The 22,295-nt window shown below is 68.8% G+C and carries 17 protein-coding genes; 16 read left to right on the top strand and 1 reads right to left on the bottom strand.

Annotation, left to right across the window (positions count from 1 at the left end):
• Nucleotides 1–276 precede the first annotated feature (276 nt).
• The 15 genes from HCR68_RS03275 (at nt 277) to HCR68_RS03205 (ending at nt 19,299) form a co-directional block, all read left to right on the top strand.
• Nucleotides 277–1,608, top strand: coding sequence for a putative peptidoglycan glycosyltransferase FtsW (locus HCR68_RS03275; protein ID WP_243858908.1), 1,332 nt, complete (start codon nt 277–279; stop codon nt 1,606–1,608).
• A complete protein-coding gene (locus HCR68_RS03270; RefSeq protein ID WP_167146140.1) occupies nt 1,592–2,851 on the top strand; it encodes a UDP-N-acetylglucosamine--N-acetylmuramyl-(pentapeptide) pyrophosphoryl-undecaprenol N-acetylglucosamine transferase in 1,260 nt (419 codons plus the stop codon). The genes HCR68_RS03275 and HCR68_RS03270 overlap by 17 nt, the downstream gene beginning before the upstream one ends.
• A complete protein-coding gene (gene murC, locus HCR68_RS03265; RefSeq protein ID WP_167146139.1) occupies nt 2,848–4,425 on the top strand; it encodes a UDP-N-acetylmuramate--L-alanine ligase in 1,578 nt (525 codons plus the stop codon). Before HCR68_RS03270 ends, murC begins: the two co-directional genes overlap by 4 nt.
• Nucleotides 4,422–5,693 carry an FtsQ-type POTRA domain-containing protein gene (locus HCR68_RS03260; RefSeq protein ID WP_243858907.1) on the top strand — a complete coding sequence of 424 codons (1,272 nt, stop codon included), beginning with the start codon at nt 4,422–4,424 and terminating at the stop codon, nt 5,691–5,693. Before murC ends, HCR68_RS03260 begins: the two co-directional genes overlap by 4 nt.
• A 245-nt stretch (nt 5,694–5,938) precedes the next feature.
• Nucleotides 5,939–7,303, top strand: a complete 1,365-nt coding sequence (gene ftsZ / locus HCR68_RS03255) for a cell division protein FtsZ (RefSeq protein ID WP_208320489.1) — start codon at nt 5,939–5,941, stop codon at nt 7,301–7,303.
• 28 nt (nt 7,304–7,331) lie between these two features.
• On the top strand, nt 7,332–8,177 hold the full coding sequence (locus HCR68_RS03250; RefSeq protein ID WP_167146137.1) for a polyphenol oxidase family protein: 846 nt from the start codon (nt 7,332–7,334) through the stop codon (nt 8,175–8,177).
• A gap of 152 nt (nt 8,178–8,329) precedes the next feature.
• Complete coding sequence (sepF, locus tag HCR68_RS03245; protein WP_167146135.1) at nt 8,330–8,794, top strand: cell division protein SepF; 465 nt, start codon at nt 8,330–8,332, stop codon at nt 8,792–8,794.
• An 11-nt stretch (nt 8,795–8,805) separates the two neighbouring features.
• The gene (locus HCR68_RS03240; RefSeq protein WP_167146133.1) at nt 8,806–9,102 is read left to right on the top strand and encodes a YggT family protein; all 297 of its coding nucleotides are present in this window, start codon (nt 8,806–8,808) and stop codon (nt 9,100–9,102) included.
• A 165-nt stretch (nt 9,103–9,267) separates the two neighbouring features.
• On the top strand, nt 9,268–9,873 hold the full coding sequence (locus HCR68_RS03235; protein ID WP_009232093.1) for a DivIVA domain-containing protein: 606 nt from the start codon (nt 9,268–9,270) through the stop codon (nt 9,871–9,873).
• 239 nt (nt 9,874–10,112) lie between these two features.
• Nucleotides 10,113–10,883: a signal peptidase II gene (gene lspA / locus HCR68_RS03230; protein ID WP_167146131.1), complete on the top strand. Its 771-nt coding sequence runs from the start codon at nt 10,113–10,115 to the stop codon at nt 10,881–10,883.
• Entirely contained in the window at nt 10,880–11,800 is a 921-nt protein-coding gene (locus HCR68_RS03225; protein ID WP_167146129.1) for an RluA family pseudouridine synthase, read from the top strand. Before lspA ends, HCR68_RS03225 begins: the two co-directional genes overlap by 4 nt.
• Nucleotides 11,801–11,809: 9 nt before the next feature.
• Nucleotides 11,810–12,403, top strand: coding sequence for a GNAT family N-acetyltransferase (locus tag HCR68_RS03220; RefSeq protein ID WP_167146127.1), 594 nt, complete (start codon nt 11,810–11,812; stop codon nt 12,401–12,403).
• A gap of 79 nt (nt 12,404–12,482) precedes the next feature.
• The gene (locus HCR68_RS03215; protein WP_167146125.1) at nt 12,483–13,217 is read left to right on the top strand and encodes a ketopantoate reductase C-terminal domain-containing protein; all 735 of its coding nucleotides are present in this window, start codon (nt 12,483–12,485) and stop codon (nt 13,215–13,217) included.
• A 172-nt stretch (nt 13,218–13,389) separates the two neighbouring features.
• Nucleotides 13,390–16,983, top strand: coding sequence for a DNA polymerase III subunit alpha (gene dnaE / locus HCR68_RS03210; protein ID WP_167146123.1), 3,594 nt, complete (start codon nt 13,390–13,392; stop codon nt 16,981–16,983).
• A 315-nt stretch (nt 16,984–17,298) separates the two neighbouring features.
• Nucleotides 17,299–19,299: a BCCT family transporter gene (locus HCR68_RS03205; protein ID WP_167146121.1), complete on the top strand. Its 2,001-nt coding sequence runs from the start codon at nt 17,299–17,301 to the stop codon at nt 19,297–19,299.
• Between the two features lie 43 nt (nt 19,300–19,342).
• Here the strand turns inward: HCR68_RS03205 and HCR68_RS03200 are convergent, their stop codons facing one another.
• A complete protein-coding gene (locus HCR68_RS03200; RefSeq protein ID WP_167146119.1) occupies nt 19,343–19,627 on the bottom strand; it encodes an RNA-binding S4 domain-containing protein in 285 nt (94 codons plus the stop codon).
• A gap of 186 nt (nt 19,628–19,813) precedes the next feature.
• On the opposite strand from HCR68_RS03200, the gene HCR68_RS03195 reads away from it, so the two are divergent.
• Nucleotides 19,814–22,264 (top strand): right-handed parallel beta-helix repeat-containing protein, encoded by a 2,451-nt coding sequence (locus HCR68_RS03195; protein WP_167146117.1) that lies wholly within the window; start codon nt 19,814–19,816, stop codon nt 22,262–22,264.
• Nucleotides 22,265–22,295 lie beyond the last annotated feature (31 nt).

The following is a 22,295-nucleotide window of genomic DNA, read 5'->3' as shown; positions in this document are numbered from 1 at the left end:
TCCGACCGCGCAGCGGAGAAGGGCCGTGGCGATCACAGGTCCGGCGGGGCCGAGACTCGAGGAGCGTCGGCCGCATCGTCCAAGCGACCCGGGAAGCAGTCGAGGAAGCAGCCGAGGTCTGCCAAGCGGACCGGCTCGCGCTCGGCCCAGCCCCGGCAGTCGTCGGGCTCCCCGAGGCGACGGACGGGCGTCCCCTCGCCCCAGGCGTCCTCACCGACATCGCCGAGGAGGTCGTCGAACGGTGGCGGCTCCCGGACCACGGGCCGTATCGGCCAGGTGCGTGCCGCCTGGTCCGGGCGCCTGGCGCGCTGGGGCGAGCGCCTGGCCCGCCCCTGGGACGGAGCCGGCTCCACCGAGCCCGACGGCGCCTCATCGCACGGGCGTCGCGGACGCCGGCCGAACAGCGCCGCTGACGCTGCTCAGAGCGCCGAGCAGGTGACCCTGACCTACTACTGCCTGCTCGTCTCCACCCTGGTGCTGGAGACCTTCGGGCTCATCATGGTCTTCTCCGTGCAGTCGGTGACCGTGGCCGCCAACGGGGGCAACGCCTTCACCGACTTCGCCAAGTACCTCATCTTCGCCGTCGTGGGGACCGTGGGCATGATCGGGATCTCCCGCATGCCCCTGTCCTGGTTCCCCCGGGTCGCCTGGGCGGTCCTGGGGCTGACGATCGCCATGCAGTGCCTTGTCTTCACTCCCATCGGCGTCAACGTCTACGGAAACCGCAACTGGATCCTGGTGCCCGGGGTCGGCACGGCCCAGCCCTCGGAGTTCATCAAGATGGCTCTTGCCCTGGTCCTGGGCACAATGGTGACCTGGTACGTGGCCAAGCGCCGGGACCGGTCGTGGCACGCGGGCTGGGCCGGCGTCGGTATCGCGATCCTGAGCGTCCTGGGGGGACAGGACCTGGGAACCGTCATCATCCTGGTCCTCATCGTCGCCGGCGCCCTGTGGGTGGGGGGACTGAGAAAACGATGGTTCGCCCTCCTGGGCACGCTCGGCATGCTGCTGTTCGCAGCGGCCTCCATGCTCAGCGCCAACCGGCGCGCCCGCATCATCGCCTGGATCCACCCCGAGGGGGCGGACCCCACCGGCGTGGGCTACCAGCCCAAGCACGGCATGTGGGCGCTGGGAACCGGCGGCTGGTTCGGCGTCGGACCGGGCTCCTCGCGCCAGAAATGGGGCTACCTCACCCAGGCCGACTCCGACTACATCTTCGCCGTGCTCGGCGAGGAGTTCGGACTGGTGGGCACCCTCGTCGTCATCGTCCTGTTCGCCGCCATCGGCGCCTGCTGCCTGCGCCTCATGAGACGCCACACCTCGATCTACGTCGTGGCCACGACCTCGGCCATCGGCGCGTGGATCGTGGGGCAGGCGATCATCAACATGGGGGTCGTCACCGGCGCCCTGCCGGTGCTGGGCGTCCCGCTTCCCCTCGTCAGCCGTGGAGGAACCGCCCTGGTCTCGGTCCTCCTGGCCATCGGGGTGCTTCTGGCCTTCGCCCGCCACGAACCCGGCGCGCAGGAGGCCCTGTCCACGAGTCCCGGGGCGCTGCGTCGCTCCCTGGCAGTCATTGTCCCTAGGAGGAACCGTGCCCGAGACAAGTGAGAGCGCAGGCTCGCCCCAGGAGGCGCCGTCCAGCAGACCGGAGCGGCCCCAGCCGCTGCGGGTGCTGCTGGCCGGTGGCGGCACCGCCGGCCACGTCAACCCGTTGCTGGCCACGGCCGCGGCCCTGCAGGAGCCGGCCCTGGGCGGCGACCCCCGCACGCGGATCCTCGTCCTGGGAACGGCCGAGGGGCTGGAGAACCGCCTCGTGCCCGAGGCCGGCTTCGAGCTGGCCCTCGTTCCCCGGGTTCCCCTGCCCCGGCGTCCCAGCGGGGACCTGCTGCGCCTGCCGCACCGGCTGGGAAAGGCGATCAGCGCAGCCACCGAGGCCATCGAGGCGGTCGGGGCCGACGTCGTCGTCGGCTTCGGCGGCTACGTCTCCACCCCCGCGTACCTGGCCGCCCGGAAGGCCGGCGTGCCGGTCGTCATCCACGAGCAGAACGCCCGGCCCGGCCTGGCCAACCGGCTGGGGGCGTCCTGGGCCAGGGCGGTCGCCCTGACATTCGCCTCCACCCGTCTCAAGGCCTCCAAGGGAAGCACCGAGGTCACCGGGCTGCCACTGCGCCCGGCCATCGCCACCCTGGTGACGCAGCGGGCCACCTCCGAGGGGGCCCGGCGCGCCCGCGTCGAGGGCGCCCGGGCGCTGGGACTCGACCCCGACATGCCCACGCTCCTGGTGACGGGTGGCTCGTTGGGGGCCCAGCACCTCAACGAGGTCCTCAGCGAGTCACTGGACTCCCTGCCCGCAGGCCTGCAGGTGCTGCACCTGACCGGCAAGGACAAGGACGCCCCCGTGCGCGCCGCACTCGAGGCGGCAGTGGCCTCCGGCGCGCCGCAGGATCTGACCGATCGCTACCACGTGCTGGACTACCTGACCACCATGGAACAGGCCTACGCCTGTGCCGACGGGGTCCTGTGCCGCTCCGGTGCCGGTACCGTCGCGGAGATCACCGCCCTGGGACTGCCCGCGCTCTACGTCCCCCTTCCGATCGGCAACGGTGAGCAGCGTCTCAACGCCGCCGACGTCCTGGCCTCAGGAGGCGGGCGCCTGGTGCTCGACGCCGACCTCAAGCCCTCCGACATCCTCGACTTCGCGGTGCTCATCTCCGACCCCGAGCATCAGGCCGCCATGGCCCGGGCCGCGGCCTCCACCGGAGTCCAGGACGCGGCGGCCCGACTGTCCGCCCTCATCCAGCAGTGCGCCTCCACGAATCCCGCTCCCACCGACGAGGAGAGTGCGGCATGACCGCCCCGACACACCACCCCGCCCCCCACGCCGTCTCCCGGCAGGCCGGTACTGACCGACACACGATGGCCGGCAGGTCGTTCCACCTCATCGGTATCGGGGGAGCGGGCATGAGCGTGGTCGCCCAGCTGCTCGCGGCTCGGGGTGCCCGGGTCTCGGGCTCCGACGCCCACGGCGGTCCCGCCTTCGACCACCTGGCCGACCTGGGGATCACGACCCACCTGGGCCATGACGCCGCGCACGTCCCCGAGGCGAGCACGGTCGTGGTCTCCACTGCGATCAAGGAGACCAACCCCGAGCTCGCCCAGGCCCGCCGACGGGGTCAGGAGGTCATCCACCGCTCCCAGGCCCTGGCCCTGGCCGCCCAGGGGCTGGACTTCGTCGCCGTGGCCGGCGCGCACGGCAAGACGACGACCTCGGGCATGCTCGCCGAGGCCCTCACCCAGGCCGGTGCCGACCCCTCCTTCGCCATCGGCGGGGTCGTCAGGGCGCTGGGTACCGGGGCCCACCTGGGGAGCGGCTCCGCCCTCGTGGCCGAGGCCGACGAGTCCGACCGCTCCTTCCTCAACTACTCACCCCGCGTGGAGATCGTCACCAACGTCGAGCCGGACCACCTCGACAGCTACGGCACCGCCGAGGCCTTCGAGGCGGCCTTCGTCGACTTCGCCCACCGCCTGGTTCCCGGGGGCCTCCTGGTGGCCTGCGCCGAGGACCCCGGCTCACTGCGCCTGGCGCAGTCGGCCGCCGATGAGGGGCTGCGCGTGGTCACCTACTCCTTCGCAGGTCCCGAGACCCTGCCCGGCGGGACGCTGGTGGGGGAGGGGCACGTCCACCTGGACATCCAGGAGCGCGGGGCCTCCGCCACCCGTGCGCTGCTGACCCTGACCAGCACGGAGCACCGGGCCCAGACCGGCGCCGTGGGCGCGCAGGAGCCGCCCCGGAGCCCGGTCGAGCTGGTGCTGGCCGTGCCCGGAGACCATGTGGCCCTCGATGCCGCCGGCGCCTGGGCCGCCGGCATCGAGCTGGGCATCGAACCGGCCGAGATGGCCCGTGCCCTGGGCGCCTTCGGAGGCACCGGGCGGCGCTTCGAGGATCGGGGCGAGGCCGACGGCGTACGCGTCATCGACGACTACGCCCACCACCCCACGGAGATCGAGGCACTCCTGCACACCGCGCGCGAGGTCGCCCAGGAGCGCGGCGGCCGGGTCCTGGTGCTCTTCCAGCCGCACCTGTTCTCCCGCACCCGGGCCTTCGCCGACCGCTTCGGTCAGGCCCTGGCCCTGGCCGACGCCGTCGTCGTCGCAGACGTCTACCCCGCCAGGGAGACCCAGGCCGACTTCCCCGACATCACCGGAGACACGGTCGCCCGGCGGGTTCCCCCCGGCAGGGCCGCCTTCGTCGCGGATCGCCAGGAGGCCGCGCACGCCGTGGCCGCACTGGCCCGCTCCGGCGACCTGCTGCTGACGGTCGGGGCGGGTGACGTCACCGAGCTGGCCTCCACGGTTCTGGATGACCTGACGGCCCGCGAGGGCAGTGCCCCCGGCTCGCCCGAGGATCGAGGCGGGCGGGCATGAGGAAGCCCTCGGCACCCCGCCCCGAGCCGTCCAACCGGTCTCAGGGAACGCCGGCCAGCATTCCTCCGCGCCGCTCGGGGAACCGGCGCCCGCGCCCCGTCCGCTCCGGGCAGACCGGCCAGGGCGGCCAGAGCGGGAGTGGACAGTCCGACACGAGGCGCTCCCAGCAGAACCCGCAGACCTCGCAGACTCAGCGGGCGGCCGAGCGCCGGGCCACTGCCGGCCCGGCCAGGCGACCCCGGGCTCCTGGTGCCGGCGGGGCCCCACGCTCCGGTCGGGGCGCCGTGAGGGAAACGACCCCCTCCGCGGGCGGCTCACGCCCGACCTCCTCCGGCAAGCAGCATGGTCAGACTCCGTCGAAGGGGAGCAAGGCGCCGGAGACGACCGCCGGCCCGCAGAGCGCGTCGAGTACCGAGCTGACCGTCTTCGGCCGCCGTCAGGTCGCGCTGCCCAGAGGGGATGACCGGGTCGTCTCCACCGGGCTCGCCGACCGTCTCAAGGAACGTCAGCAGGCCCTGCGCCGACTGCGCCTGCGCCGACTGGCAACGGCCGTCGTCGTCGTGCTCGCCGTCGTCCTGGTGGTCTGGGCCCTGGTCTTCTCACCCCTCCTGGGCCTGCAGACACAGAGGATCTCCGTCGTCGGATCGGACGGCAGCGTCTCGGACAAGCAGGTCCGTGACGTCCTGGCCTCCTACTCGGGCGACTCGTTGCTGCGGCTCGACACCGGACGGCTCTCCTCCCAGGTGAGTGACAAGCTGGTCCGGGTGCGCCAGGCACAGGTGACCAGGGCCTGGCCCCGGGGACTTCGGGTGCAGCTGACGATGCGGGTACCGGTGGCCACCGTCCAGGGAGCGGACGGCTACCAGGTGCTCGACAACGAGGCCGTGGTCCTCGATCGGGTCCCCGAGGCGCCGTCGGGCCTGGTGACCATCATGCCCGACCAGGCCGACGGCGCGAGCGGACCTCAGACGATCTCAGCCAAGCAGGTCGCGGCCGTCACCCAGGTGGTGGGCTCTCTCACGCCTCAGACTCTGGCTCAGGTGACCAGCGGGAGCGCCACGGAGTCCGGGCAGGTCACGCTCACCCTGTCCAACGGCGCCAGCGTGGTGTGGGGAGACACCCAGGACAACGAGCTCAAGGCGCGGGTCCTGGCCACCCTCATGACCTCCAGCGCGTCCGTCTATGACGTCTCCTCACCTCATCGCCCCACGACGCGATCCGCCGACGGGGCTACGACGGCGCCCGAGACGTCGCCTCCGGCGTCCTGAGCGGCTCGGTCAGGCGCGTGGACACCGAGCTGGGAGACACGAGCTTCAAACCTTCAGATTTATTACAGGTAAGTCGCAGGGATATAGCAGGAAATCCGCAGGCAACTGCACGCGAACACGCCGGGCTTCAATGCGTCACGACGTCCTGGAAGTCTCATAGCGTTAAGCCAGTCATTCAGAGAATGACATAAGTATAGACCTTAACTTGAGGTTGAGGTTTGAGGGGAGCCCTCACCGGAGGGCTCATGACGAAACTCGCGGAGGGGACGCCAGTGGTCGAGAGCATGGCTGTGGACGACGCACAGCACTACCAGGCAGAGATCAAGGTCGTCGGCGTCGGCGGCGGCGGCGTCAACGCCGTCAACCGCATGATCGAGGCCGATCTGCGTGGCGTCGAGTTCATCGCCGTGAACACCGACGCCCAGGCGCTGCTCATGTCCGACGCCGACGTCAAGCTCGATGTCGGACGTGACCTGACCCGAGGGCTGGGGGCGGGTGCCGACCCGGCCATCGGCCGCAAGGCCGCCGAGGACCACGAGTCCGAGATCCGCGAGGCCCTCGACGGATCAGACATGGTCTTCGTCACCGCCGGAGAGGGAGGCGGTACCGGCACCGGAGCCGCCCCCGTGGTCGCCCGCCTGGCCAAGAGCATCGGCGCGCTGACCATCGGCGTGGTCACCCGCCCCTTCTCCTTCGAGGGGCGTCGCCGCTCGGCGCAGGCCGAGGACGGCGTCCAGGCGCTGCGCGAGGAGGTCGACACCCTCATCGTCATCCCCAACGACCGCCTCCTGCAGATCGCCGACAAGAACATCTCCGTCGTGGACGCCTTCAAGCAGGCGGACCAGGTGCTTCTTCAGGGTGTTCAGGGCATCACCGAGCTCATCACCACCCCCGGCCTCATCAACGTCGACTTCAACGACGTCAAGTCCGTCATGCAGGGCGCCGGCAGCGCCCTCATGGGCATCGGCTCGGCCACCGGTGAGGGCCGCGCGATCACGGCCACCGAGGAGGCCATCGCCTCGCCGCTGCTGGAGACCTCGATCGACGGCGCCCACGGCGTGCTGCTCTTCTTCCAGGGGGGCTCCGACCTGGGTCTGTTCGAGATGAACGAGGCCGCCAACCTCGTGCGGGAGGCCGTCCACCCCGAGGCCAACATCATCGTCGGAAACGTTGTCGACGGCGCTCTGGGCGACGAGGTCCGGGTGACGGTCATCGCCGCCGGCTTCGACTCCGAGCCGGTGGTGGGCGGCCTGGCCGATCCGGTGACCCGGCTGTCGCGGGCCGCCGCCGTCCCGCCGGTTGCCGCCTCCCCGGTCGAGGACCTGCCGCCGGCCCCCGCACCTCGCGGCGGTGCCCACGCCGCGCAGAATCCCGTGACCCGGCCCGTCCCGCTGGCTCCGGCCCCGTCGCCGGCGGCCGCGGCTCACCTGTCGGAGGTCAGTGCGGCAGAGGCCCTGTCGTCAGGGAGCATGCCCGCCTACGTCGACGACTCCTACGGCTCGTACGGCTCGGTTCCGGCTCAGCAGCCGGTCTCCGAGCTCGAGGTTCCTCAGGTCATCGGGGTCGACGCCGACGACGACGGCATCGACCTGCCCGACTTCCTGCGCTGAGCGGAACCGACGTCGGGGCCGCTCGGAGATGTGTGACACGAACGTCGGTCAGGTCTCGGACATGATCGAGGTGGATCTGGGCCCGGGGGCCCGCGGGTACTTCACCACCCGTGGCCTGCGGGCCCGTCCCGTCCCTGGCGGGAGCGGCGCCGTCGCACAGGCTGAGGGGCGCGTCAGCGGGATCGATGGCAGTGGTGGAAGCGGTGGGGGGACGACGGCCTACACCGGGTGGAACCTGGCGCTGCACGTCGGAGACGACCCGCAGCGTGTTCATGGTCACCGTCGCAGGCTCGAGGCGCTGCTCGGTCTTGAGCAGGACCGGCACCTGGCCTGGATGAACCAGGTCCACTCCGCCGTCGTGGCCACGGCCCGGGTCGAGCCGGTGCCCACCGCGGACGCGCTCGTCCTGGATGCCCGGGCGGCCGGTGCGCCCGCCGGCTGCTGCGTCCTCGTCGCCGACTGCGTCCCCCTCCTGCTGGCCTCCCGAGACGGTTCTCTGACGGCGGCGGTCCATGCCGGACGCCGCGGCATGCTTGACGGAGTCGTTCCCGCCACGATCGAGTCCCTCCGCAGAGCCGGAGCGGACCCGACCGACCTCTGGGCCGCCGTCGGCCCGTCGATCTGCGGCTCCTGCTACGAGGTTCCGGATCACATGCGCACGCTGTCCGCGCAGCGCGAACCCGCCTGTGCCTCACGCACGTCGTGGGGCACTCCCGGCCTTGACGTGGCGGCGGGCGTCCTCGCTCAGCTCGAGCGCGCGGGGGTCGGGCACATCAGTGCAGGTCAGTGGTGCACCTATGAGGACCCGCGCTTCTACTCCTTCCGGCGAGACGGGGTGACTGGACGGCTGGCAGGTGTCGTGGTCCCGCGTTGACGCCCAGACGACTGAATACTTCCTGAGCGTGACCTACCTGGAACCTGAGGTTAGGGACACGCCGGGTTGAGGTCCCCGTGCGGTGTTGCGGGGGCGGATACGGTCGCAGCACATCCGGAACGCAGGGGACCGGACGAACCAAGGAGCGATAAATGGGCGCGCTGCGCAGTATGACCAGTTTCCTCGGCTACTCGGAGCCGGAGGAGGAGACCTACGAGGACAGCTATGAGGCTGCCGACGCCGGTTACGCCGTGCAGGAGCACGAGCAGGACTTCGTCGACGAGGGTTACGAGGACTTCTCCGCCCCGGCCGCGCCCGAGCCCGTTGACGCCGCCCCGGACCTCCGTCGCATCGTCACGGTGCACCCCTCGACCTACAACGAGGCCAGGATCATCGGCGAGTCCTTCCGTGACGGGGTTCCCGTCATCATCAACCTCACGGGTATGAGTGAGTCGGACGCCCGTCGCATGGTGGACTTCTCCGCCGGCCTGGTCTTCGGCCTGCACGGCGCGATCGAGCGAGTCACTCCGCGGGTGTTCCTGCTGACTCCAGCGAGTGTCGAGATCGACGGCGGTGAGGTCGCACAGGCCCGCGGCCGGTTCTTCAATCAGAGCTGAGCTGACCGCACGTGAGCCTTGTCTCGCCGCTGGCCTGGATCCTGTCGAGCATTCTGAGCCTGTACTTCCTCATCCTCCTGGTCAGGGTCGTGCTCGACTGGATTCAGGTGTTCGCCCGCCAGTGGCGCCCTCAGGGAGTCGTCCTGGTGCTGGCCAACCTGGTGTACGCCCTGACGGATCCGCCTCTGCGACTGATCCGTCAGAAGGTTCCCATGGCACGCCTGGGAGGGGTTGGCATCGACCTGAGCTTCCTGGTCCTGGTCTTCGGGATCTGGATCCTCCAGTGGTTCCTCAGACTTCTCATCTGAACAGGTGTCAAGTCGCGAACGAACCGCTAGAGTGCTGTCCTCACGTCAGCGTGAGATAGCGCGCTTGATGTGGCCTGAACCTCGAGTTCAGGTACTCTGTCCGCATGAGTGACCGGATGCCCGGTGCTCGTGACCTTATCCGTAACGACACCGAGGTGACGACCCATGACGCTGCTGACAGCAGACGACGTCCTCAACAAAAAGTTCCAGGCGACCAAGTTCCGTGAGGGCTACGAGCAGGACGAGGTCGACGAGTTCCTCGACGAGGTAGTCGAGGCAATGCGTCAGCTGGAGGCTGAGAACGCCGACCTCAAGGCCAAGCTCGAGGCCGCCAACCGCCGAGTGGCCCAGCTCGGCGAAGGGGCTGCCATCCCCGCCGCCCCCGCTTCCCCCGTCTCTCCGGTCCAGGCCGAGCCGGCTGTGTCCGTGCCTGCGGTCTCCGGCGAGTCCGGCGGCCAGGGCCCGGCCGCTGCGTCCGGCATGCTCGAGCTGGCCCAGCGCCTCCACGACGAGCACGTCGCCAACGGCAAGGCCGAGGGTGAGCGCATCGTCACTGAGGCCCGCTCCACCGGGGAGCAGATCGTGCGTGAGGCCGAGGACCAGCGCAACCGGACCCTGGCTCAGCTGGAGAAGGAGCGCTCCGGTCTCGAGCACAAGATCGACGAGCTGCGGCGCTTCGAGTCCGACTACCGCACCCGCCTCAAGAGTTACCTGCAGAACCTGCTGACCAACGTCGAGGACGGCGGCGAGAGCTCCATCTCCGGACTGTGACCGTGACCGTCCGGTCCGTGATCTTCCAGATCGCCTCCCGGTGCCACCCGTGAGTACCTCAGGGGCAGGCCTACGGAGTGCTATGGCTGCCGTCCGCCAAGGAAGGCTCAGCCCCTCCAGCTGTCTCTGACACGGCCTCCTACGAAGGGCGGCGACCCGCGCGGGTCGCCGCCCTTCGCTCGGTGCGCACGCTCCTACCCATCACCTGTTCTCTTTTGAGCGCAATGCGAGAAAGCCTCATGCCAGACCACATGGACCCGGCCTCCTCTGAGGACGCCGCAGACAATGTCGTTTCACTGCCAGCAGACAGCCCGTTCGGCACCATGGAGAAGATCCTGGGATCGCAGGACGGCGAGAACGCAGGCGGCCGTCGATCCAAGCGCTTCGCGGTTGCCGTGCTGTGGACGGTGGCGATCGTCATCGTCGTCGTCGACCAGATCACCAAGCAGTGGGCTCTCTCCGCCCTGGCCGACGGACGGCACACGGCGCTGCTCGGCCAGGCGCTGGGGCTCGTCCTGGTGCGCAACCCCGGTGCCGCCTTCTCCTTCGCCACCGGACAGACCTGGATCTTCGCACTCATCGCCCTGCTCGTGGTGATCATCATCATCCGCGTCTCCCGCAACCTGGTGTCCCGATCGTGGGCGGTGGCCCTCGGCCTGGTGCTCGGCGGCGCGGTCGGCAACCTCATCGACCGCCTCCTGAGAGAGCCCGGGTTCCTGCGCGGACACGTCATCGACTTCATCGACTACGGCGGCTACTTCGTGGGCAACATCGCGGACATCGCGATCGTGCTCGCCGCCGTGGGGATCATCATCCTGTCCCTGGGAGGCTGGGAGATCGACGGGACGCGCGCCGGTGCGGGTGACGCCACGGAGCCCGGGGGATCGAAGACCTCGGTTCGCAAGACCGGTGGCGCCAGGAGGCTCCGGAGGCACGGCGACGCCCGGCCCTCAGGGGACTCGGAGACCTCAGAGGCGTCTGCTCCGGTGGAGCCCACGGAGCCGCAATGAGCCTGCGCCTCATGCCAGTACCCGATGGCTTCGACGGCGAACGCGTTGACGCAGCCCTGGCCCGCATGACCGGCTTGTCCCGCAGCCGGGTCGGCGACCTGTGCGAGAGCGGCGACGTGCGCAGGGACGGCGATCGGCTTACCAAGTCCGCTCGCCTCCGCACCGGCGACGTCCTCGAGGTCGACCTGCCCGACCCGCGCCCCGTCGAGCCCGTTGCGACCCCCGTCGAGGGAATGGACCTCCTCTACGAGGACGAGGACATCGTCGTCGTGGACAAGCCCGCCGGCGTCGCCGCCCACCCCTCCATGGGATGGGACGGCCCCGACGTCCTGGGCGCCCTCAAGGCGATGCACGTGCGGGTGGCCACCTCCGGAGCCGCCGAGCGCCAGGGCATCGTCTCGCGCCTGGACGTGGGCACCTCGGGGGTCATGATCGTGGCCAAGGGGGAGAGGGCCTACTCCGTGCTCAAACGCTCCTTCCGGGAGCACACGGTGGACAAGGTCTACCACGCCCTGGTCCAGGGCCATCTCGATCCCTCCAGCGGCACGATCGATGCCCCTATCGGCCGCCACCCGAGCCGGGAGTGGAAGATGGCGATCATCGATGGCGGGCGCGAGTCCGTCACCCACTACGACGTCATCGAGGCGATGCCCGGGGCGTGCCTGGCCGAGGTTCAGCTGGAGACCGGACGCACCCACCAGATCCGCGTCCACATGGCGGCGGTCGGCCATCCCTGCGTCGGTGACGCCACCTATGGCGCCGACCCGGCCATGACGGCGCGCACCGGACTCAGTCGTCAATGGCTTCACGCCCGCCGGCTCGGCATCGCCCACCCCATCACCGGTGAGCACATGGTCTTCACCTCCGACTACCCCGCCGACCTCGTCCACGCCCTCGATGTTCTCCGGCTCCCGTGAGGGATATGCATGACCGACACGACAGAGACTGCCGGCAGTCGACCCGGTTCCTGTACACCCGCCCTCGATATCAGGCCCGCCACCGTCCGTGAGCCGATCGGCTTCGCCACCGTCCGCGGCGATCGGACCGGGGCCGAGGCGGACCGGCTGCGCACCGCCGTGGCCGACGTGCGCCTCGAGGTCTTCGTCGGTGAGCAGGCGGTTCCCCTCATCCAGGAGATCGATGCCAGGGATGACGCCCCCACCACGGTTCACCTCCTGGCCCGCGGGGCCGACGGCACGCCCCTGGGAGCCGGGCGCATCCTCATGGAGCCCGAGCACCCCGACCAGGTTCACCTCGGCCGCCTGGCCGTGCGCCGTCTCGCGCGCGGTACGGGTCTGGGGGCGCGCGTCGTAGCAGCCCTCGAGCAGGCGGCACTGAGGTACTCGGGCCGGTCCGGCGTCGAGGTGATCCTCTCCGCCCAGGAGCAGGCCATGGGCTTCTACCAGCGCTGCGGCTACCGGGTCCTGGACGGCCACCGCTACCTCGACGCCGGAATCTGGCATCAGGACATGGCACGCACCGTCACTACCGTCACCACCACCGCGGACGGCCCGTCCTGACGCCCCCCGAATGGCGCAGAGGCCACACGCGGCGAGGCTCAGCCGAACGGGGCGGAGCGGTGCAGGAGAGGAGAGGCCCATGAGGATCGTCGTCATCGGTGCCGGAGGCATCGGCGGATGGCTCGGCGCCCGCCTGGCCGCGAGCGGCCAGCAGGTCGGGTTCCTCGTCCACGGCCGCACACTGAAGGCCCTGCGCTGCGGCGGGTTGACGCTACGTGACTGCTCCAACGGTGAGCCCGGCGCCGTGACGGCCCGGGTCTACGCCGCCGTCGTCTCACCCGGAACCGTCCGCACCATCGGCTCCGCCGGCTCACTGGCCCTGGGGGAGTGGGACGGCAGTGCCTCCGCCCGCAGCGCTGCCATCGTCGCCGCACTGGAGGCAGCAGGCATCCGTGCCTGGGTCCCCGACTCCGTCTGGGCCGAGCTGTGGCGCAAGGCGTCCTTCGTCGTCGTCCAGGGCGCGCTCGGCGCTGCTGCGCAGGCCCCCATCGGCATCCTGCGCAGCGAGTTGCGCGACGCCTTCATCCGGGGCGTGGAAGAGGTGGTCGCCGTCGCCTCCGGCCTCGGGCACGACCTGGCCACCGACGCCGCCCCCGACCCGGTCACCGCCGTCATGGCCCTGGCCGACGCCCAGCCCGCCGGAGCCACCACCTCGATGCAACGAGACATCGCCGCCGGTCTGCCCAGCGAGCTCGACGCCCAGCTCGGGGCAGTCTGCCGCGCCGGCGACGAGACGGGCGTGCCCACACCCGTGCTCGACCTCGCCCATGCCGTCCTGGCCCCGAGGGAGGCCGGAGCCCGGGCCCGGGGCTGACGGCCGTCCCGTCGCAGGCCGCTGGCCGGTCGAGGACGTCCACCGGGGGCGGAATTCTCACAACATATGCTCAACCGCACCGGGAATGTCCAGACGGCGCAACGGTTTCACGGCGACACCGCCGCCGGGCGCCTCCCGGAGACGAGGCGCCTGACGGGCCTAGGATGGGTTCATGGCGGAGATGAGCAGTCAGGAAGATGCAGCCCCCAGGGACGACTTCGTCCACCTTCACGTCCACACCGACTACTCCATGCTGGACGGCGCCGGAAAGATCAAGGACTACGTGGCCGAGGCCAAGCGCCTGGGCCAGCCCGCCCTGGCGATCACCGACCACGGCTACATGTTCGGCGCCTACGAGTTCTACTCCGCCGCCAGGGCCGCCGGCATCAAGCCGATCATCGGGGTGGAGGCCTACATGACCCCCGGTACCTCGCGCTTCGACAAGACTCGGATCTTCTGGGGCGATGAGTCCCAGAGAAGCGACGACGTCTCCGCCCGCGGCTCCTACACGCACATGACGCTGCTCTCGCGCAACGACGAGGGCCTGCACAACCTCATGCGCATGGACTCCTTCGCATCCCTGGAGGGCCAGTGGGGCAAGGCGCCCCGCATCGACCGCGAGCTGCTCTCCCGTTACGGCGCCGGCCTCATCGGCACCACCGGCTGCCCCTCCTCGGAGGTCCAGACCCGTCTGCGCCTGGGCCAGTGGGACGAGGCCCTGCGCGCCGCCGGAGAGCTTCAGGACATCTTCGGCAAGGAGTTCTTCTACGTCGAGCTCATGGACCACGGCCTGGAGATCGAGCAGCGCGTCACCAAGGACCTGCTGCGCCTGGCCCAGGAGCTCGGTGCCCCGCTGCTGGCCACCAACGACTCCCACTACGTGCGCCCCGAGGACCGCACCATCCAGGACGCGATGCTGTGCATCAACTCCGGCTCGGTGCTCTCCGACCCAGACCGCTTCAGGTTCGACGGCGACACCTACTACCTTCGCCCCGGCAATGAGATGCGCCGACTCTTCTCCGAGATGCCCCAGGCCTGCGACAACACCCTGCTCGTGGCCGAGCAGTGCGACGTGCGCTTCCGCACCGTGGACGAGGGCGCCTCCTTCATGCCGGCCTTCCCCGTCCCCGAGGGTGAGAACGATGAGTCCTGGTTCGTCAAGGAGTGCTGGCGCGGCATGGATCGTCGCTTCAACGGCGACATCCCCGAGGACTGCCGTAAGCAGGCCGAGTACGAGATCGGCGTCATCACCCAGATGGGGTTCCCCGGCTACTTCCTCGTCGTGGCCGACTACATCAACTGGGCCAAGGCCCACGGCATCCGGGTGGGTCCGGGACGCGGTTCGGGAGCCGGGTCGATGGTGGCCTACGCGATGGGCATCACCGAGCTCAACCCGCTGCGCCACGGACTCATCTTCGAGCGCTTCCTCAACCCCGAGCGCATCTCCATGCCCGATATCGACGTCGACTTCGACGAGCGTCGGCGCGACGAGGTCATCGAGTACGTGCGTGAGAAGTACGGCGCCGACCGCATCAGTCAGGTGGTCACCTACGGCGTCATCAAGGCCAAGCAGTCCCTGAAGGACTCCAGCCGCGTCATGGGCTACCCCTACGCGGTCGGCGACCGCCTCACCAAGGCCATGCCCCCCTCGGTCCAGGGAAAGGACATCTCGATCAAGGGCATCTTCAACCCCGACGACGAGCGCTACGGGGAGGCCGAGGAGTTCCGCAGGCTTCACGCCGAGGACCCCGACGCCCAGAAGATCGTCGAGCTGGCCAAGGGACTGGAGGGCATGACCCGGCAGTGGGGCGTCCACGCCTGCGCCGTCATCATGTCCTCGGCCACACTCACCGACATCATCCCCATGATGCAGCGCCTCCAGGACGGCGCCGTCATCACCCAGTTCGACTACCCCACCTGCGAGCACCTGGGACTGCTCAAGATGGACTTCCTGGGGCTGCGCAACCTCACGGTCATCTCCGACGCCCTGGACAACATCGTCGCCAACGGCAAGCCGGCCCTGGACATCGACCATGTCGAGCTCGATGACCGCGCGACCTACGAGCTGCTCTCACGCGGCGAGACCCTGGGCGTCTTCCAGCTCGACGGCGGCGGGATGCGCACCCTGCTGCGCCTGATGAAGCCCGACAACTTCGAGGACATCTCCGCCGTCGGCGCCCTCTACCGTCCCGGCCCCATGGGGGCGGAGTCGCACACCAACTACGCGCTGCGCAAGAACGGCCTGCAGGAGGTCGTTCCGATCCACCCCGAGCTCAAGGACGCCCTCGACCCGATCCTGGGAACCACGCACGGCCTCATCGTGTACCAGGAGCAGGTCATGAAGATCGCCACCGACCTGGCGGGCTTCTCGATGGGCAAGGCCGACGCGCTGCGCAAGGCCATGGGCAAGAAGAAGATGGACATCCTGGCCAAGATGTTCGTCGAGTTCGAGGCCGGCATGGTTGAGGCCGGATTCTCCAAGGAGAGCGTCAAGACCCTGTGGGACGTCGTGGTGCCCTTCGCCAAGTACGCCTTCAACAAGGCCCACTCGGCCGCCTACGGGGTGGTGTCCTACTGGACGGCCTACCTCAAGGCGCACTACCCGACCGAGTACATGGCGGCCCTGCTCACCAGCCAGAAGGACAACAAGGACAAGCTGGCGGTCTACCTGGGGGAGTGCCGTCACATGGGCATCACCGTGCTGCCCCCGGACGTCAACGCCTCGCGCGCCCAGTTCTCCGCGGTCGACGAGGACGTGCGCTTCGGCCTGTCCGCGGTGCGCAACGTCGGCATCAACGTCGTCGACGCCATCGTCGCCGCCCGCCGGGAGAAGGGCGAGTTCACCTCCTTCGAGGACTTCCTCGACAAGGTGCCCGCCGTCGTGTGCAACAAGCGCACCATCGACTCCCTCATCAAGGCCGGCGCCTTCGACTCGCTGGGGCACACGCGGCGCTCCTTGCAGGCCTGCCACGAGGACTTCGTCGACGAGGTCATCGGCGTCAAGCGCAACGAGGCGGCCGGCCAGTTCGACCTGTTCGCGTCCCTCATGGGCGGCCCCGACGGCGAGGACGCCTCGCCCTTCGGCAACGGTCCGGTCTTCTCCTCCGACGTCCCCAACCTGCCGGAGTGGGACAAGAAGGACAAGCTGGCCTACGAGCGCGACATGCTGGGGCTCTACGTCTCCGACCACCCCCTCATGGGCCTGGAGGGCCTGCTCGGCAAGCTCGCAGACAAGGAGATCTCCGAGCTCCACGAGAACGACGAGCTTCCCGACGGCGCCATGGTGACCATTGCCGGTCTCATCACCTCGCTGACCCGCAAGACCACCAAGCAGGGAAACCTGTGGGCCATCGCCCAGATCGAGGACCTGGCCGGAAGCATTGAGGTGCTCTTCTTCCCCCAGACCTATCAGACCGTCTCCACCATGCTGGCTCCGGACACGGTGGTCACAGTGCGTGGACGCCTCAACCGACGTGACGGGCAGGTCGCCCTGTACGCCCAGGAGATGACGATTCCGGACATCTCGAGCGCCGCCCACGAGGCGGTCCTCATCACGCTGCCCACCAACCGGTGCACCGGGCCGCTGGTGGAGCAGTTCAAGGACGTGCTCACCAAGCACCCGGGAGGGTCCACGGTGCGTCTGACGCTGACCAGCCCGGGGCGCGAGGTGCGTACCCAGCTGGATGCCTCGCTGCGGGTGGAGGCCTCGCCGGCCTTCTACTCCGACATCAAGGCGTTGCTGGGCCCGGGTTGCCTGCGCCACTAGCTGCGTGCCGCTGCGCCCCGGCGACGGCGGCAGCGCCTGATGCAACCTAACTCACACAGGTCCGCCTGAGCACGGTGAGGAGGCCCCGGTCGTGACCTCGCCGTATCCTCCGTATCCTCGCCAATGCCTGACGAACAGCAGGTCAGAGGCGGTCCAAGCCGCCTCCCAGGAAGACTGAGGCAGGCTTTGGAGCGACATTCCGGCATCCTTGCGATGCCCGTGCCAGCAGGCTCTCAGGTGGCGGGTTCTCGTCGCCTTGATACGCTCGTAACGTCCCAAAGCAGTCAGTGACTGTACTGTCTACGAGGTTATTTGATGAGTGACGAGGATCTGAACCCTCCAACGATGACACAGGAACCGGAGCAGGAAGGCTCCGAGCGAGAAGAGGAAGCGTCTGAACAGTCTCAGGGAACGACTTCGACGCCGGCCTTCCACGCCTCGCCGGCGACGGTGAAACGGCGGCAGCGTCACCTGCTCGAGCGTCTGAGGAGATCGGTCTCCCGCCAGCCCCACGACACGGGCGAGGGCATGGACAAGGTGGTCTTCGGCGTCGCCGCGACCGCCACCCTCGCCTTCGTCACCTGGGGCTTCATCGATCCGCACGGGCTGAGGCGAGTCTCCAAGTGGGCCCTGGGCGGAACGATCAGCAACTTCGGATGGCTCTTCGTCCTGTCCTCCACCCTGTTCGTCGTCTTCGTGGTCTTCGTCGCGGCCTCGCGGTTCGGCAAGATCCCCCTGGGCGGCGACGGGGAGGAGCCCGAGTACTCCACCGGCTCGTGGGTCTCCATGATGTTCGCGACCGGAATGGGGATCGGCCTGATTTTCTACGGCGTTGGTGAACCGCTGTACTTCTACATGTCGCCTCCGCCGGACACCGTCGATCCGCAGACGGCCAAGGCCGCCAGCACCGCGATGGGAACCGCGCTGTTCCACTGGACGATCTATCCGTGGGCGATGTACGCCCTGGTGGGACTCGGAATGGCGTACGGAACCTACCGACTGGGCCGGTCCCAGCTCTTCTCCGCGATGTTCACCTCCCTGTTCGGGCGTCAGGCCGTTGACGGCATCGGGGGGCGCATCATCAACATCCTGGCGATCGTCGCCACCCTGTTCGGATCCGCCTGCTCCCTGGGACTGGGGGCGCTGCAGATCGGGGGAGGCATGGTGTCGACCAACCTCGTCGACAAGGTGAGCTCCGGGACACTGGTCGCGATCATCGCGGTTCTGACCGCCTGCTTCGTGGCCTCCGCCATCTCGGGCATTGAGAAGGGCATCCAGTGGCTGTCGAACATCAACATGGTGCTGGCCGTGCTCCTGGCGATCATCGTCTTCATCGGTGGCCCCACGCTGTTCATCCTCAACATCATCCCCTCGGCGATCGGCGACTTCATCGACGAGCTGCCCGCCATGGCCTCGCGCACCGCGGCCATCGGCAACAAGGACATGTCCGAGTGGCTCTCCTCCTGGACGATCTTCTACTGGGCCTGGTGGATCTCCTGGACGCCCTTCGTGGGCATGTTCATCGCCCGGATCTCGCGCGGGCGCACCATCCGGCAGTTCGTCACCGGTGTCATGTTCGTTCCCTCGGTGGTCTCCCTCATCTGGTTCGCCATCTTCGGCGGCGGCGCCATCGGGCTTCAGGAGCGGGCCGAGCGCGCCGGCAGGACGGTGGACGCCCTCGTCCACCTCAAGGGCGACGGCACTCCCGACCTGAACTTCGACACCATCCTGTTCGACCTGCTCAACGCCATGCCCGTGCACAGCGTGGTCCTCTTCGTGCTCATGGCCCTGGCAGTGGTCCTGGTGGCGATCTTCTTCGTCACCGGCGCCGACTCCGCCTCCATCGTCATGGGCGGGCTGTCGGAGAACGGGGCGACCGACCCGAGTCGCTTCACGGTCGTCTTCTGGGGGGTGGCCACCGGCGGGGTGGCCTCCGCCATGCTGCTCGCCGGAGGAAACGATCCTGCGGAGGTCCTCACCGGCCTGCGTGACATCACGATCGTCTCGGCACTGCCCTTCGTCGTCGTCATGCTGCTGCTGTGCGTCTCGCTCTACAAGGACCTCAACAACGACCCCATGCTGCTGCGGCACTCACTGGCCAACCAGGTCCTGGTGGACTCGGTGACCACTGCCGTCACCACCGCCAGTGAGCCTCATGAGGTCGAGACCATCGAGCTGCACACCACGCTGTCCTCCACCGCAGACAGCACGGACGGCGAGAACGGTACCGGCGACGGTGGGCAGGAACCCGACTCCGATACTGACGTCGTCGGCGACGACGGCGCCGGTGAGTCCGACGGGAACCGGGACGGGTAGGTCCCGGCCGCTGCATCCCGACTGAGCTTCGGGCGGCTCGTTGTCAGCGCCGGGGTCCGGGACCAGTCCCGGACCCCGGTTGCTCGACGATGGCGCCGACCCGACCGGCGGGGTGGTCGATGACCACGACGTCGCCGTCGGAGAGATGGTGCCCGCGACGCGTCTCCAAGGCGCCATTGACCGTGACGTCGCCGGACTGGATGGCGATGCGCGCCTGCGCACCGTCCTCCACCAGGCCGGCCAGCTTGAGGAACTGACCGAGCTTGATGCTTCCAGACACTGAGACGGTCGGGTACCGGGATGCGTTCTGCGATGTTGCGTGCGTCATAGGTCGATCCTTGCAGAAAGGAAGCAGATCACGCACATCGATCGAGGTAGTGCCTGGGGCAAGACTGCAACGGCATCATGAGTGAGAGAAGCATCTCTCAGAAGTAAGCGGATATAACGGATGCCAAATGCAATTTATCACGGTAGGGTAACGGCGTTCTGATAACACTACGGAGACGGAGACACCATGAAGCGTCGAATCGTCGCCCAGATGGCGATACTCGCTCTATCGCTGTCGGCGCCTGTTCTGGCCGTGACACATGCGCCAGAAGCGGCCGCTGCGGACGGCAGCACCATCCATGTCTCGGCCGAAGGGGGCTCGGACGCGGGGGACGGAACCGCGGCCAAGCCCTTCCAAACCATTGGAGCGGCCCTGAAGACGGCCGGCAACGGCGACACCATTGAATTGGCCAACGGCACCTACCGCGAGGGTGAGCTCGCGGTGGACAAGGGTGTGACCATCAAGGCGGCCGAGGGGGCCAAGCCGGTTCTCACCGGCGCAGAGGTCCCCACCAGCTGGAGCGCCGGGGGTGACGGAAAGTGGTCCACGGGCAACGACATGGTCCGCTTCTGCACGGTCTGCACCATCAACGCCGACCCTGCCAAGGAGGGGATGGCCGCTCACCCCGAGCAGGTGTTCGTCGACGGCCAGCCCCTGACCCAGGTGCTCAGCCGTGACGAGGTCACCGCGTCGACCTTCTACGTCGACGACCCGGACCCGGTCACCCTGAAGAACCCGAACAACAACCAGGCCGGCTACAACGTCAAGGCGCACCGGGGCACCTCCTACGTCATCGGTGTCGACCCCAGTCAGCACCAGGTCGAGGTGGTCCAGCACTCCCGGGCACTGTCCTTCAACACCGACAACATCACCCTGTCCGGGCTGACGGTGGAGAAGTACTCCGCGGTCCAGCGCTGGGACTACCAGGACCCTGAGATCGGCACCATCTCCGGTGGTGGGATGATTGTGGCCGCGCACGGAGCCCCCCGCATCGAGAACTCCACCTTCCGCTACTCCTCGACGGCGGGTGCGCTGCAGGTCATTGACTCCACCAACGCGGTCGTGTCGAACAACCTGTTCGAGAACAACGGATCCAACGCCTTCGGCATCAATGACTCCAGCGGAGCCAAGGTCGAGAACAACCTGTGGAGGAATAACAACACCTCCGGCTTCATCACGAAGGACTGCGGCGCCTACTGCACCCTGGCCGACACCAAGATCACCCACTCCAAGAACATCCGTTTCGCCAACAACACCGTGGACTACTCGGCCACCGGCGTGGACATCTCCGACCCCACGGCCTATGACCAGAACCGCGGCGCGGGCATCTGGTTCGACGAGGGCGTGATGGACTCCGAGATCGTCGGCAACTACTTCGTCAACGTCCCGGTGGCGATCTTCAACGAGGTCTCCTCCAACAACCTCATCGCCTCCAACATCGTGGCGGGAGCCGGCGTCGGTATCCACATCTCCGGCTCCAACGACAGCAGGGTGTGGAACAACACCGTCTCCCACGCGCTGACCAGCCTGTGGATCCAGGAGGACACCCGCTCCGACGGCTGCAACGCCCGCAATGAGCAGGGTGTGTGCACCCAGGTGCAGAAGTGGAGCGCTGAGCACGGGCTGAGCTGGGACACCACCAACACCACGGTGATGAACAACATCTTCTCCTCCGAGCAGACCACCCCCAAGCCCGGGGACGAGTGGCGCTACTCGGCGATGGTCCAGGTCCTCGGCGGTGCCAACCAGGACGGCTCCGGCGCCGTCTACGCCAATGAGATGGTCTCCACCATCGACTACGACGCCTACTACCGCCACGAGAACCCCCAGACCCTGTCGACCACGGTCCTGTGGAACTGGGGCGCCGACCGCCAGACCCAGTCGGTCAACGCCGAGAAGCTCGCCGACTTCACGGCCGACTCGAACGTGAAGGCCTCCGGCAAGGAGGCCAACGGCCTGGACCTGCACGGCTCTCCGGAGAACAACCCGTTCTTCGTCAAGGAGTCCGCCAACCCGATGGACAAGACCTCCGACTTCCACCTCAAGGAGGGCAGCCCCGCCTCCGGCACCGGTCACGCCCTGCCTGAGGACGTCGCCAAGACCCTCGGCGTGAACGCCAATGTCGCCGTGGACCGCGGCGCGCTGGTCAACGTCGCCTGGGGCGGCGGTGCCGTGCCCGGCGCCGGCGACAACGGCGGTAACGCCGGAGACGGCGGTAACAACAACGGCGGTGGCAACAACGCCGGAGACGGTGGCAATGCCAACAATGGTGGCAATAACAACGGCGGCGCCGGTGACAACGGTGGCGGCAACGGTGGCGGCCAGCCCTCCTCCACCGCGGCTGCTCAGGACGGCAACGGCTCGACCGCAGGTGGGACCTCCGGTACCGCCGGTCAGGGCTCTGAGAGCGCCAACCCCTCCAGCTCCAAGGCCGGCGCCGGCCAGAAGAACTCCAGCGTCGCCAAGCCCGGTGCCAACGCCGAGGCCGGCCAGGGACAGGACGCCGCCGCCGCGGCGGCCGCCGGCGGTGGTCGGCTTCCGCTGACGGGTACCAGCATCACCGCCATCGTGCTGGCGGTGGCTGCCATCGCGATGGGAGGCGGCTTCATCCTGGTGCGCCGTCGCATGGCCGGCTGATCGGAGCCGGTCCCAGGGTGAGGCGCGGCGG

Source organism: Actinomyces sp. ZJ308, from assembly GCF_011752065.1.
In the GTDB taxonomy this organism is placed as follows: Bacteria; Actinomycetota; Actinomycetes; order Actinomycetales; family Actinomycetaceae; genus Actinomyces.
The sequence above is the reverse complement of the archived record's forward strand: the minus strand, read 5'-3'. Positions and strand labels throughout refer to the sequence as shown.